Raw genomic sequence first — 12,913 nt, forward strand, 5'->3', positions numbered from 1 at the left:
TTGGTAAAGGCTACTCAAGCCGATCAATAGGCGTGCATCAGACGAACAGTGGAACGGGGTTGATTGCGCCGTACTCCGTCGCCCGGTCCTGCCAGCCCAACTCCACCGGGACGTCGAAGAGTCGGCCCGGGGCGTAGCGCGCCCAGAAGTGCCGCATCCCCGGGACGATCACCTTCACCACGGGTAGTCCCACGTCGGGGCGGGTCTGCCGGAGCACCAGCAACTCCATGCCGCGTGCACGCACCAGGGACTCCGCGGCCTCGACATCGGCCCGCAGATCCTCCCGCGGCACGTAGCTGTACATGCCCGGCGTATATGCCGTTTGGCCGGAATCCGGTGTCAGATAGGCCAGTTCCTCCGTGGTCGCGGAGGACCACCAGGCGTTCAGATCGGGGCAGCCGAGCGCGGTCTGCGCCGTCGGACGGTCGAAGTACCCCTCCGGGGGCAGGAGCTGGCACATCTCGGTGAGCGCCCGGCGCAGGGCGAGCCGCGGGTCGAAGTGCGCCCCGAAGCCGAACGAGATGCCCTGCCCGGCCCCTTGGGCCCGGCGGGAGACCGCCGCCATGACCGGGACGCCGAAGTCCGAGGTGAGGTCCAGGACCCAGACCCGGCGCCCGGCCTTCGCGTACGCGGCGCGGGCGCGGGCGAGCCAGGGCTCGTCGAAGGCGTCCAGGTCCACGGCGGGCCGGCGCAGCCGGTTGTACCACCACAGGGCCACCGCGTCCCGCTCCACGACCTCCAGGAAGCCCTGGACGACCGCGTCCTCGGTGCTGCTGCCCGCCGCGTTCCCGTTGGAGTCCGCCCACGGCGCCCGCTCCACCCCGTCCGGGCCGGGCCCGAAGTACAGCAGGGAGGTGGGCAGCAGGCGGTGCTCGCCCGCCGTCAGCGACCAGACCGGGGTCCACTCGGTGGGCGCGTCCGCGTCGAAGCGCGGGGGCACCCACTGCATCGGCTGGTGGGCGGCGTTCCACGCCCGGCGCTCCTCGAACTGCCGCTCCGCGAAGAGCTGGCAGTCGTTGGGGTGCAGGGCCGCCGCGCCGAGCCCGTTGAGGGACTCCCGGACGACCGGCTCGTCCCCCTGACGCGTTCCGCAGTAACGTTCCACCGCCTCACAGAGCGCCCCGGCCTCCGCCTCCTCCGCGGTGACCCCCTTGCCACCGCTGTGGTTGCGCAGTCCGTTCAGCGAACTGCTCCGCAGCGCCAGATTGCGGCCGGAGACATAGCGGTTGAGCCCGTCCGGTGTCCCCTCGGCCCGGCGCACCTCCGCCACGATGCCGGTCACCGGGTCGATCAGATGCCGGTAGCGGGCCAGCACCGCGCCCGGGGTCATCGCCCGGTGGTTGCTCCCCGCCCCCTCGGCCTTCGGCCGGGACACCGGCGTGTACGGCGCCCGCACCAGCGAGCCGACCAGCCCCGGGTCCCCGCAGGCGGGGCACTGCGGCCGGCGGGCCACCGGATGGTGCCGGGTGGAGAGCGTCCGGGTGTCCAGGGCGCACACCGCGTCCTGGCCCGGATACCGCATCCCGGCCAGCCACTTGAGGGCCTCCAGCACCGTCGTGTGCAGCCCCAGCATCCGCCCGGCCGCCAGCGACGCCTCCGGCAGCGGCACCGGCCCCGCCAGCCCCAGGGCGTGGCGCACCGGCGACTGCGAGGAGCGGTGCCCGCGCAGCCGGTGCGCCAGACACGACCAGCAGGCCCCGTCCGGCCCGAACACCGGCCCCACCCACACCGCCGAGCCCCCGGGCCGGGCCAGCAGCCACGGCCGCCGGGCCGCCCGGTGCGCCGCGTCCACCCCGCCCAGCTCCGGGTCGAGGTAGTCGTCGCAGAGCACCAGCGAGAAGGCGGCGGGCGCGTCCGGCCCCGCCAGGGTGAGGCCGGCGGCCCGGCACTCCGCCCGGGCCGCCTCGCCGTCCGTCCGGCCGAGCGGGACCACGTCCACCGGCCCGGCCCGCAGCGCGGACTGCACCCCGGGGCCGCCCACACCGGCCAGCTCCCAGTACGCCTCGGCCGCCGCGTCCGCCTCCGGGTCGCAGTACCCGATCAGATCGGCCCGCGCCAGCTCGGCGATCACCCGGCCCGCCTCCGCGGCGGGCAGCGCCGGCGGGGCCTCCGCCAGCAGGGCGTCCAGGGTGCGGGTGCCGTCCAGCAGCGGGGCCAGGGCCTGGACGTGCTCGCCCTGGAGCACGGTCGTACCGCGCTCGGAGAGGAGGTAGACGGCCTCACCGGCCACCGTCTCCACCCTCAGATGCCGCTTGAACCCCACGGGAAGACCGGTCGGAGCCGGCTCCGCGACCGTCACCGCACGTCGGCCGTTGCGGCCGAAGCGGCGGGGGAGTGGGTGAAGTTGGAGTAGCAGCCCCGGGTCACCGAGGCTTCCACGGAGTCCAGGTCCTCGCGGACGATCCCCGGGGAGTGCGTGAAGTTGGAGTAGCAGCCGCGGGTGACCGAGGCGTCGACGGCGTCCAGGTCCTCGCGGACGACCGCCGGGGAGTGGGTGAAGTTCGAGTAGCAGCCGCGGGTCACCGAGGCTTCCACGGAGTCCAGGTCCTCCCGGACCATCCCGTACGCGCCGCCCTTCTCCCCGGCGGGCGCCTGCTCCCCGAACAGGTACACCGGCTCGGCGGCGGGCAGGCCGAACTCGGCCAGTACGGACACGGGATCGTTCAGGTAGCGCTGGGCCAGGTCGGGTTCGAGCCCCGCACGGGCGGTCAGCAGGGCGAAGCGGTGGTCCTGCGCGGAGACGTTGGGGGTCGTGCCGGTTCTCATCACGGTCGAGACGATCATGGTGTTCCCCTCCTGAGGCGGTCGCACGAGGTGGCGTCCGACGTCCTGTGGTGAGGATTCTGCGTGGCCCGCGTGATGACGCACAGTGCCGGCATCATCAACGCACCATGACATTTTCACGTCCGCCTTCATGACCCGTTCACTGGGGCGCGGAGCCTCCCGGTGCCAGGCTCGGACCACGCGCAGGCCGGCCGCCCGGCGGGCCTGAGACGGGGAACGTGGGAAAGGGAGAGCGAACACCATGGACATCCAAGTGCTAGGCCCGCTCACCGCCCGGAAGCACGGCGTCTCCGTCGTGCCCACGGCGGCGAAGCCGCGCCAGATCCTCGCTCTGCTCGCCCTGCAGGCCGACCGGGTCGTGACGGTGCCCGCGCTGATGGAGGAGATCTGGGGCGAGGACATCCCGCGCAGCGCGGCGACCACCCTCCAGACGTACATCCTCCAGCTCCGGCGCAAGATCGCGGCGGCCCTCGACGGGGACCCGCTCCAGCAGGCCAAGGACGTGTTGGTCACCCAGCACGGCGGCTACCTCCTCCAGGTCCGGCCGGGCCAGGTCGACGTGCAGGAGTTCGACCGCCTCGCCGCCGCCGGACGCGCCGCCCACGAGGCCGGCGACCACCGCGCGGCCTCCGAACTCCTCGGCCGCGCCCTGAACATGTGGCGCGGGCCCGCCCTGGTGGACGTACGCGTCGGCGGGGTGCTGGAGCTGGAGGTCCTGCGGCTGGAGGAGGACCGGATGGCCGCGCTGGAGCGGCGCATCGGCGCGGACCTGCAACTCGGCCGGCACGCGGAGATCGTGCCCGAACTGCGGGTCCTGGTCGCCAAGCACCCCATGCACGAGAACTTCTGCGCCCAGCTGATGACCGCGCTGCACCGCTCGGGCAGCGCCTGGCGCGCCCTGGAGGCGTACCAGCGCCTGCGCACCACCCTCATCGAGGAACTGGGCCTGGAGCCCTCCCCCCGCCTCCAGCGCCTCCACCAGGCCGTCCTCAACGCGGACCCGGAACTGGACCTGGCCGCGGAACGCGGCGTCCGCGCGGGCTGAATTTTTTGGGGCTCGGTTCGCCTCCGGGCGCTTTCAGCGGGTGCCGACGGTCGGTCGTGCTCGGACCCTCGTTCCTCGGGTCCTGCGCGCGGCCTCCCTTTCGACACCCGCGCGCCCTTCGGCTCACTCGCCGACCCGGAACGGGGCGAACGCCGGGCCCGGCCCCACAAGGCCCGCTCCCATGCGCGAGCACCCGGTCACGGCCCCCGGGCGGACGCCGGTCCCGGGACGGGGCGGGCGCCGAAGCCGGCCCCACAAGGCCCGCTCCCATGCGCGAGCACCCGACCAAGGCCCTCCCCCGGGCGGACGCCGGGCCGGGGCCGGGGCGGAAGCGCCCCCAGCGCGAGCGCTCGGGTGCCAGCCGTTCACGGGGCGGGCGCCGGCCCCAGGCGGGGCGGGCGGCGCCGGACCCGCGCCTCACTCGCCGGGCCCGGTCCAGTGGGTCTCTAGCCCGCGTTCCTACGTTCGGCCGATGACGATCCTCGACGACCGCACGGTCACCACCCAGCCCCTGCCCGCCCCGCCGGTCGCCCCGGCCCCGCCGGTTCCCGCCCCGCCCGTCGCCCCCGTCCCGCCCGATCTGCGGCGCGCCACCGAGGAGTTGCGCCGACTCAAGGAGGAGGTGGGCCGGGGTCCCGACCCCGCCGCCACCCGGCGGCAGCACGAGAAGAACAAGCTGACCGCCCACGAGCGCCTGCACCTCCTCTTCGACGAGGGCACGTTCACCGAGATCGAGCCCCTGCGCCGGCACCGCGCCACCGGCTTCGGCCTGGAGGACCGCAAGCCGCACGGCGACGGCGTCGTCATCGGCTGGGGCCTGGTCCACGGCCGGACCGTCTTCGCCTACGCGCACGACTTCCGGGTCTTCGCGGGCGCCCTCGGCGAGGCCCACGCCGCCAAGGTGCACAAGGTGATGGACCTCGCCGAGTCCGCCGGCGCCCCCCTCGTCAGCCTCAACGACGGCGCGGGCGCCCGCATCCAGGAGGGCGTCACCGCCCTCGCCGGCTACGGCGGCATCTTCCGCCGCAACGTCGCCGCCTCCGGCGTCATCCCGCAGATCAGCGTGATGCTCGGCCCCTGCGCGGGCGGAGCGGCCTACTCGCCCGCCCTCACCGACTACGTCTTCATGGTCCGCGACACCGCGCAGATGTTCATCACCGGCCCCGACGTCGTCCAGGCCGTCACCGGCGAGCGCATCACCCACAACGGCCTCGGCGGCGCCGACGTCCACGCCACCACCTCCGGCGTCTGCCACTTCGCCTACGACGACGAGGAGACCTGCCTGGAGGACGTCCGGTACCTGATCTCCCTGCTGCCGTCCAACAACCGGGAGCTGCCCCCGGCCGCCCCCACCGCCGACCCGCCGGACCGCCGCACCGACGCCCTGCTGGAGCTGGTCCCCGCCGAACCGGGCCGCTCCTACGACATCCGCGCCGTGATCGAGGAGATCGTCGACGACGGCGAGCTGTTCGAGATCCACGAGGGCTGGGCGCCCAACGTGGTCTGCGCCTTCGCCCGGCTCGACGGCCACACCGTCGGCATCGTCGCCAACCAGCCGGCCGCCCTCGCCGGGGTGCTCGACATCCAGGCGTCCGAGAAGGCCGCCCGCCACGTCTCCACCTGCGACGCCTTCAACATCCCGCTGATCACCCTGGTCGACGTGCCCGGCTTCCTGCCCGGCGTCGACCAGGAGCACGACGGCATCATCCGGCACGGCGCCAAGCTGCTCTACGCGTACTGCAACGCCACCGTCCCCCGCATCTCCCTGGTCCTCAGGAAGGCGTACGGCGGCGCGTACATCGTCATGGACTCCCGTTCCATCGGCGCCGACCTCTCCTTCGCCTGGCCCACCAACGAGATCGCCGTGATGGGCGCGGAGGGCGCGGCGAACGTCATCTTCCGCCGCGAGATCGCCGCCGCCGACGACCCCGAGGCCCTGCGCGAGCAGCGGATCAAGGAGTACCGGACCGAGCTGATGCACCCGTACTACGCGGCCGAACGCGGCCTCGTGGACGACGTCATCGACCCCGCCGACACCCGCCGCGTGCTGTGCGAGTCCCTCGCCGTCCTGCGCACCAAGCGGGCCGAGGTGCCCGCCCGCAAGCACGGCAACCTGCCCACGTGAGACGGCGTCGGGGCAGGTCCACGGCCGCGCGAGCGCAGATCGAGGGCGCACACGTTCCATGGCGGAACCGGAAACGGCGGCCCGTCACGAGCGGGCGGCCGACCGGTCCGGCCGGCCGGGGCGCGGAGGACGCGACCCTGAACCGCCCCGGCCGCCGTACCGATTCAGGAGTGACACGGACGAAGGGATCGACAGTGACCCCCACAGTTCCATCCGGCTGGTGCACCTCGCGGCACCCGGCCCCGTCGAAGGTCAGGTAGGTCATGCGCAGAGTCGCCATCACCGGACTGGGAGTCGTGGCCCCCGGCGGGGTCGGGGTCAAGGAGTACTGGGACCTGCTCACCGCGGGCCGGACCGCCACCCGCACGATCAGCTTCTACGACCCCTCGCCGTTCCGTTCCCGGGTCGCCGCCGAGTGCGACTTCGACCCGGCCGCCGCGGGACTGAGCCAGCAGGAGATCCGCCGGCTCGACCGGGCCGCCCAGTTCGCCGTGGTCTCCACCCGCGAGGCCCTCGCCGACAGCGGCCTCGACGTCTCCGCCCTCGACCCGGGCCGCGTCGGCACCTCGCTGGGCAGCGCGGTCGGCTGCACCACCAGCCTGGAGCGCGAGTACGCGGTCGTCAGCGACGGCGGCCGCCTCTGGAACGTCGACCACGCCTACGCGGTCCCCGAGCTGTACCGGCACTTCGTGCCCAGCTCCATGGCCGCCGAGGTCGGGCAGGCGGCGGGCGCCGAGGGACCGGCCGCGGTCGTCTCCACCGGCTGCACCTCCGGCCTGGACTCCCTCGGCCACGCCGTGGACCTGATCCGCGAGGGCACCGCCGACGTGATGATCGCCGGCGCCACCGAGGCCCCGATCTCGCCGATCACCTCGGCCTGCTTCGACGCCATCCACGCCACCACCCCGCGCAACGACACCCCGGAGAGCGCCTGCCGCCCCTTCGACCGGACCCGCAGCGGACTGGTCCTCGGGGAGGGCGCGGCGATCCTGGTCCTGGAGGAGCTGGAGAGCGCCCGCCGGCGCGGCGCGCACATCTACGCCGAGATCGCCGGTTTCGCCTCCCGCTGCAACGCCTTCCACATGACCGGCCTCAAGCCGGACGGCCGGGAGATGGCCGAGGCGATCGACGCCGCCCTGGACGAGGCCCGCCTCGCCCCGGACACCGTCGGCTACATCAACGCCCACGGCTCCGGCACCAAGATGAACGACCGCCACGAGACCGGCGCGTTCAAGCGGAGCCTCGGCGACCACGCGTACCGGACGCCGGTCAGCTCCATCAAGTCGATGATCGGGCACTCGCTCGGCGCGATCGGCTCCCTGGAGATCGCGGCCTGCGCCCTCGCCATGGAGCACGGCGTCCTGCCGCCGACCGCCAACCTCCACGAGCCGGACCCCGAACTCGACCTGGACTACATCCCGTTGACCGCCCGCGAGAAGCAGACCGACGTGGTGCTGAGCGTCGGCAGCGGCTTCGGCGGCTTCCAGAGCGCCATGGTGCTCGCCCGACCGGAGAGGAGCACCGCCGCATGAGCAGCACCGCAGCCCCCGCCGCGTCCGCCGGCCCGGCCGCCGGGTCGCGCACCGCGACGACCGTCGTGACCGGCCTGGGCGTCACCGCGCCCAACGGCCTGGGCACCGAGGCGTACTGGAAGGCCACCCTGGCCGGCGAGTCCGCGATCGGCCCGGTCACCCGCTTCGACGCCACGCAGTACCCCTCCCGGCTCGCGGGGGAGGTGCGCGACTACGTGGCCGAGGAGCACATCCCCAGCCGGCTGATGCCCCAGACCGACCATATGACCCGTCTCGCCCTCACCGCGGCAGACTGGGCCCTGAAGGACGCCGGGATCGACACCGAGGAACTTCCCGAGTACGGGATCGGGGTGGTCACCTCCGCCTCCGGCGGCGCCGTCGAGTTCGGCCAGCGCGAGCTGCAGAACCTGTGGAGCAAGGGCAAGGAGTACGTCAGCGCGTACCAGTCCTTCGCCTGGTTCTACGCCGTCAACACCGGCCAGATCTCCATCCGGCACAAGCTGCGCGGCCCCAGCGGGGTGCTGCTCACCGAGCAGGCGGGCGGCATCGACTCCGTCGGCCAGGCCCGCCGGCACATCCGCAAGGGCTTCCCGGTCGTCATCACCGGCGGCGTGGACGCGGCGATCTGCCCCTGGGGCTGGGTCCCGCAGCTCGCGTCCGGCCTGATGAGCACGGTCGACGACCCGGCCCGCGCCTATCTGCCGTTCTCGGCCGAGGCGAACGGGTACGTGCCCGGCGAGGGGGGCGCGATCCTGGTCACCGAGGACGCGGACTCCGCCCGGAAGCGGGGCGTCGCCCAGGTCTACGGCGAGATCGCGGGCTACGCGGCGACCCTGGACCCGGCCCCCGGCGGCGGACGCCCCACGGCCCTGCGCCGGGCCGTCGACAACGCCCTCGCGGACGCGGGCCTCACCCCGGGCGACATCGACGTGGTCTTCGCGGACGCGGCCGGTGTGCCCGAGGCGGACCGGGCCGAGGCCCAGGCCCTGGCCGCGATCTTCGGCCCCCGCGCGGTGCCGGTGACCGCGCCGAAGACCATGACCGGCCGGCTGCTCGCCGGGGGCGCGGCCCTGGACGTGGCCACCGCCCTGCTGTCGCTGCGGGACGGCGTCGTCCCGCCGACGGTCAACGTCGGCGCGGCCGACCCGGGCCACGCGATCGACCTGGTCACCGAGGCGCGGGAGGCGCGGCTGCGCAACGCGCTGGTCGTGGCGCGGGGGCACGGCGGCTTCAACGCGGCCCTGGTCGTGCGCCGCCCGTCCTGACCACGCGTCACCCCCCCCCGCAGCCCACCCCCCATGAACCGAGTGCACGTCCCGACCCTGCTGACCCTTCCGACCCTTCCGACGTTCCGACCGAGAGGACGCCCATCATGAGCACCACCACCGAGACCACCACCACCGTCACCCTCGCCGACCTCACCCGGATGCTCCGCGAGAGCGCCGGCGAGGAGGAGGGCGTCGACCTGGACGGCGACGTCATCGACACGCCGTTCATCGAGCTGGGTTACGACTCCCTCGCCCTGCTCCAGGTCATCGGCCAGATACAGCGCGAGTACGGCATCGAGATCCCGGACGACGCGGTGGTCGACGCCGAGACGCCCGGCGCGCTGCTCGCCCTGATCAACGCGGGCGACGCCCCGGCCGCCGCCTGAGCCGGTCCCCGACGCGGGCGCCCCGTCTGCCGTCCCCCCGTCAGCCGGGGCGTCCGCCCCCCCCACATCCCCGCAGCCTTGCCCACCCCCCACACCCACCGCTCCACAGCTCGTCTTCTTCCGTACCGCCGAGGAGGGAACCATGCCGCTCACGGAACACAGCGCGGTGGTCCGCAGGCTGGTCGTCAGCCCCGGCCCCGCGTCCCCGGACCGACCGCAGGGCCCGCACACCGCCGCCTCACCCGCCGCGGTCTCGGCGGTGCTGCGCGCCTTCGGCCGCCCGCCCCGCGAACTCCCCGTCCGCACCGTCGTCTACATCGGCGCGACCCGCCAGGACCCGCCGCTCCCCGCCGAGCACGAGTCCTTCCCGGTCCGCTCCGCCGCCACACCGGGCCGCGCCCTGCGCCTGGCCCACCGCGAACTCCTCGACGGCACAGCCGACTTCGCCCTGGTCGCCGGGTTCGGCGAGCCCGCCCCGGACACCATCACCGTGTACGCGGTCAAGCGCGCCGCCGAGGCCGTCGCGGACGGCGACCCGGTCCTCGGCGTCGTCGACCTCGCCGACTCCGGCGACCAGGACGCCACGCCCCCGCTGCGGCCCCTGCGCCACGGCCGGCGGGACACCGACCCCGACCGCCACCGGCTCCTGCTGTGGTCGGGCCGGGACGCGGCGGACGAGACCCGGGTGCGCGGCGAACTCCTCCCGCTCCTCGGCAGCCTGCACTGCGAGGCGTTCCCCTCCCTGCCGACGGCCGTCCCGTGCGGCACGGCCCCCGGGCCGGTCCGGGGGGCGGCCGTCGCCGTCGCCCGCCTCGCCGAGGGCACCGTCCACAAGGCCAAGGCGGTCACCTCCCCCCGGCCCCGCCCGGTCGCCCTCCTCTTCCCGGGCCAGGGCTCCCAGCACCACGCGATGGCGGCCGGACTGTACGGCCGCGAGCCGGTCTTCACCGCGGCCGTCGACGCGGTGGTCTCCCACATGGGCCCCGAGGGTCCCGCGATCACCGCCGACTGGCTGACCGACGCGGCTCCCGCGATCGACATCGACGACGTCCGCCGCGCCCAGCCGCTGCTGTTCGCCGTGGACTACGCCCTCGGCCGGATGGTCCTGAGCTGGGGCGTCCGCCCGGTCGCCCTGCTCGGCCACAGCGCCGGCGAACTCGTCGCCGCCGCCCTCGCCGGGGTGATGCCCCTGCCGGACGCGGTCCGGATGGTCATGGCCCGTGTCCGCGAGGCCGTGAAGATCCCGCCGGGCGGGATGCTCGCGGTCGCGGCGAGCGCGGAGGCCGTGCGGCCGTATCTGACCGCAGACGTGGCCGTGGCCGCCGTCAACGCCAACCAGCAGGTGATGCTGGCCGGTTCGGCCGAACCGCTGACCGGCGTGGAGGCGGCCCTGCGGGCGGACGGCTTCACCGTGGTCACCGTCCCGGCGACCAGCCCCTTCCACTCCCCGGCGATGGCGCCCGCCTCCGACGCGCTGGAGGCGGAGTACGCGGGCATCCCGTTCCGCGAGCCGTCCCTGCCGCTGTACTCGGGCTACACGGGCGGCCTGATGCGCGCGGAGGACGCCCGCAGCCCCCGCTTCTGGGCCCGGCAGGTCACGGACACCGTCCACTTCCTGCCCGCCCTGGACGAACTCCTCGCGGCCGACGACGTCCTCCTGGTCGAGGCGGGCCCCCGCCAGACCCTGACGGCCTTCGCCCGCCGCCACCGCGCGGTCCGCCTGGGCGCGAGCGCGGCCCTCGCCCTCCTCCCGGCCCGCCCGGGCACCCGCGAGGCCGACCGCCAGTCCGTCCTCAACGCGGCCGCCCGCCTCTGGACCGAGGGCCACGCCCCGAACCCGGAAGCCCTCTCCCGCCTCTGGACCTGGTCCGCGGACCCGTCCCCGACGCCGTCCCCCGCCCCGGCCCGGGCCCTCGCGACAACGGCGTCCTGACCACCCGGGGCCCGCTCCGGCGCCGGGACGCCTCCGCTCCGGCGCCGGGGCGCCGGAGCGGGGACCCGAACGCACGGTCCGCGCCACCGCCGCCCCACCCTGCCCGCTCCCCGGACGACGCCCTCCAGTGGCTGGCGTATCTGCTGATCGCCTGCGGGTGGGTCCTGACGACGGCCACCCTCGCGGACGTCACCCGCACCCTGCAGCAGCCGACGCCGGCCGGCTCACGGGCCGACTCAGTTGCTGCACATGGGAGCCTTCTCGGCGTCCGAGAACAGGAGGGCGGGTTCGGTGAGGATGTCCCGGCCGGACTCGTTCTTGTAGATCTCGTCCACGCTGCCGAACCGGGCCTCGGAGTAGTCGAGTTCCAGCAACGCGGCGGCCTGACGGACCGACGCCTCGTCGGGCCCCTCGATCTCCAGGAAGGTGGGCAGGCCGGGCCAGGTGTCGAAGTCGAAGGCGACCTCGCCCAGCCGCCACTCCTCGCGGTAGTTCTCCTGGTAGCGGACCTCGCTGAGGCCGACCCGGCGCAGGATGTCGGCCATGGCGTGCAGGTCGGCGACCTCTGTCTCGATCTCCTTGGTGCCGTCGATCGTCGTGGCGTCGGTGACCTGCTTGAGCGTGAGCGTCGAGCGCGTTCCCTCGTCGCGCAGTCGGAGCCAAGCCCCGCCGTCCAGGGAGTCGTTCTCGAAGATCTTGCGGGTGAGGAGCGTGCGGGGGAACGCCTGGACGGCACCGAGGGCGGTCAGCCTGGCCTGGAGACCGGGAGCGTCAACGGCCAGGAACTTCGCCTCGTACTCGTGCTTCATGGGGCCTTCTCTCAGAAGTGGTCGGTGAGGGTGGACGTCCGGGCCGCAATGAGCAGGCCCATGCGGTGGGTGTGGTCGTGCGGCTGGCCGACGTGGGGCCGCTCGGTGAACTCGTTCGTGCGCAGGGTGAGCAGGACTTCCCAGCCGCCGAGGAAGTGAGGGAGCAGACGCTCGGGGGAGGTGTAGTGCTCGGTCATGTGGTGGCGTCTTTCGACGGGCATCATGAACTCCGCGCCGAACAACCCGCCCGGACCGACCAGACGCTGCATGCGCTCGACGAACTCGGCGAGCGGGCGATGGTGATTGGCACTGTAGTGCCACGAGCAGCTCGTCCAGACCGCCTCGCACCGCAGGTCCAGGGGTTGGCCGTCGAGGAAGTCGTCCTCCACGACCTCTACGCGGTAGTGGAGTTCCTCGAGCTTCAGCCGGTCGATCAGGCCCAGCGCGTGTGCCTGGCTGTCACCCGGGAGGTGGACGTCGCCCCCGTGGAGGGCAACCGCGTCGCGTTCGACGGCGACGACGTGGTAGCCGGCGGCGGCGAGGGGCAGGACGAACTTGCCATCGCTCGCACCGACGACCGCGATGGTGGCGTCAGGGGCGACACGTTCCCGCAGCGTGGCGAGAAACTGGGGGAAGAAGGTGAGGGTGTGCTCCCACAGGCTCTGTGTCTGCATGGGAGTGCGCTCCTTGCCTATCGGTGTCTGTGATCACTCGGAGGACCTCGTCGGGCTGAGCCCCGTGGTGTCGACGCGGTGCATCGGGAACGAGGCGTAGGCGTCCGTCACTCGGTCTGTAACGGTCTCGATCAGTGCGTCCCATCGCGATGCCGGCTTGTTCCGTCCAGCGAGGCGGCGCTGTCGTTCGTCGTCGTCGCAGACGAGGTGGTACGTGACGGGTGTCGGCAGTCGGCTCGGCAGGGTGATACCGAGTTGCGCCCCTAGATGAGTAAGTCCGAAGGCTGGGTCAGTGGTCGTAGGCGATGAGTGACCGTGTGATGGTTCGGCCTGTGTTGCGGTTGTGCCAGATCGTGG

10 protein-coding genes are annotated in these 12,913 nt (G+C 73.7%); 6 read left to right on the forward strand and 4 right to left on the reverse strand.

Annotation, left to right across the window (positions count from 1 at the left end; translation table 11 throughout):
* Nucleotides 1-37 precede the first annotated feature (37 nt).
* Both ABZ457_RS18645 and ABZ457_RS18650 read right to left on the reverse strand, forming a co-directional pair.
* Entirely contained in the window at nucleotides 38-2,299 is a 2,262-nt protein-coding gene (locus ABZ457_RS18645; RefSeq protein ID WP_359158663.1) for a TOMM precursor leader peptide-binding protein, read from the reverse strand.
* Nucleotides 2,296-2,784, reverse strand: coding sequence for a hypothetical protein (locus tag ABZ457_RS18650; protein WP_359158664.1), 489 nt, complete (start codon nucleotides 2,782-2,784; stop codon nucleotides 2,296-2,298). The genes ABZ457_RS18645 and ABZ457_RS18650 overlap by 4 nt, the downstream gene beginning before the upstream one ends.
* A gap of 241 nt (nucleotides 2,785-3,025) precedes the next feature.
* Here ABZ457_RS18650 and ABZ457_RS18655 point away from each other — a divergent pair, with 241 nt between their 5' ends.
* The 6 genes from ABZ457_RS18655 to ABZ457_RS18680 all read left to right on the forward strand — a co-directional run bounded on the left by ABZ457_RS18655 (nucleotide 3,026) and on the right by ABZ457_RS18680 (nucleotide 11,073).
* Complete coding sequence (locus ABZ457_RS18655; RefSeq protein WP_359158665.1) at nucleotides 3,026-3,829, forward strand: AfsR/SARP family transcriptional regulator; 804 nt, start codon at nucleotides 3,026-3,028, stop codon at nucleotides 3,827-3,829.
* Nucleotides 3,830-4,301: 472 nt separating this feature from the next.
* The gene (locus tag ABZ457_RS18660; protein WP_359158666.1) at nucleotides 4,302-5,954 is read left to right on the forward strand and encodes an acyl-CoA carboxylase subunit beta; all 1,653 of its coding nucleotides are present in this window, start codon (nucleotides 4,302-4,304) and stop codon (nucleotides 5,952-5,954) included.
* Between the two features lie 263 nt (nucleotides 5,955-6,217).
* Nucleotides 6,218-7,486 (forward strand): beta-ketoacyl-[acyl-carrier-protein] synthase family protein, encoded by a 1,269-nt coding sequence (locus ABZ457_RS18665; protein ID WP_359158667.1) that lies wholly within the window; start codon nucleotides 6,218-6,220, stop codon nucleotides 7,484-7,486.
* Nucleotides 7,483-8,751 (forward strand): ketosynthase chain-length factor, encoded by a 1,269-nt coding sequence (locus tag ABZ457_RS18670; RefSeq protein WP_359158668.1) that lies wholly within the window; start codon nucleotides 7,483-7,485, stop codon nucleotides 8,749-8,751. The genes ABZ457_RS18665 and ABZ457_RS18670 overlap by 4 nt, the downstream gene beginning before the upstream one ends.
* Nucleotides 8,752-8,858: 107 nt before the next feature.
* Entirely contained in the window at nucleotides 8,859-9,140 is a 282-nt protein-coding gene (locus tag ABZ457_RS18675; protein ID WP_359158669.1) for an acyl carrier protein, read from the forward strand.
* 142 nt (nucleotides 9,141-9,282) lie between these two features.
* Nucleotides 9,283-11,073 (forward strand): acyltransferase domain-containing protein, encoded by a 1,791-nt coding sequence (locus ABZ457_RS18680; RefSeq protein ID WP_359158670.1) that lies wholly within the window; start codon nucleotides 9,283-9,285, stop codon nucleotides 11,071-11,073.
* A gap of 236 nt (nucleotides 11,074-11,309) precedes the next feature.
* Here ABZ457_RS18680 and ABZ457_RS18685 read toward each other — a convergent pair whose 3' ends face one another.
* Both ABZ457_RS18685 and ABZ457_RS18690 read right to left on the reverse strand, forming a co-directional pair.
* Complete coding sequence (locus ABZ457_RS18685; protein WP_359158671.1) at nucleotides 11,310-11,882, reverse strand: class IV adenylate cyclase; 573 nt, start codon at nucleotides 11,880-11,882, stop codon at nucleotides 11,310-11,312.
* Nucleotides 11,883-11,893: 11 nt separating this feature from the next.
* Nucleotides 11,894-12,556 (reverse strand): class I SAM-dependent methyltransferase, encoded by a 663-nt coding sequence (locus ABZ457_RS18690; RefSeq protein ID WP_359158672.1) that lies wholly within the window; start codon nucleotides 12,554-12,556, stop codon nucleotides 11,894-11,896.
* Nucleotides 12,557-12,913 lie beyond the last annotated feature (357 nt).

This window comes from Streptomyces sp. NPDC005805 (genome assembly GCF_040630445.1).
Taxonomy (GTDB): domain Bacteria; phylum Actinomycetota; class Actinomycetes; order Streptomycetales; family Streptomycetaceae; genus Streptomyces.

Coding starts and splice junctions, on each gene's coding strand:
- ABZ457_RS18650 (WP_359158664.1), bottom strand. CDS start 2,784: ATGATCGTCTCGACCGTGATGAGAACCGGCACGACCCCCAACGTCTCC.
- ABZ457_RS18655 (WP_359158665.1), top strand. CDS start 3,026: ATGGACATCCAAGTGCTAGGCCCGCTCACCGCCCGGAAGCACGGCGTC.
- ABZ457_RS18680 (WP_359158670.1), top strand. CDS start 9,283: ATGCCGCTCACGGAACACAGCGCGGTGGTCCGCAGGCTGGTCGTCAGC.
- ABZ457_RS18675 (WP_359158669.1), top strand. CDS start 8,859: ATGAGCACCACCACCGAGACCACCACCACCGTCACCCTCGCCGACCTC.
- ABZ457_RS18665 (WP_359158667.1), top strand. CDS start 6,218: ATGCGCAGAGTCGCCATCACCGGACTGGGAGTCGTGGCCCCCGGCGGG.
- ABZ457_RS18660 (WP_359158666.1), top strand. CDS start 4,302: ATGACGATCCTCGACGACCGCACGGTCACCACCCAGCCCCTGCCCGCC.
- ABZ457_RS18670 (WP_359158668.1), top strand. CDS start 7,483: ATGAGCAGCACCGCAGCCCCCGCCGCGTCCGCCGGCCCGGCCGCCGGG.
- ABZ457_RS18685 (WP_359158671.1), bottom strand. CDS start 11,882: ATGAAGCACGAGTACGAGGCGAAGTTCCTGGCCGTTGACGCTCCCGGT.
- ABZ457_RS18690 (WP_359158672.1), bottom strand. CDS start 12,556: ATGCAGACACAGAGCCTGTGGGAGCACACCCTCACCTTCTTCCCCCAG.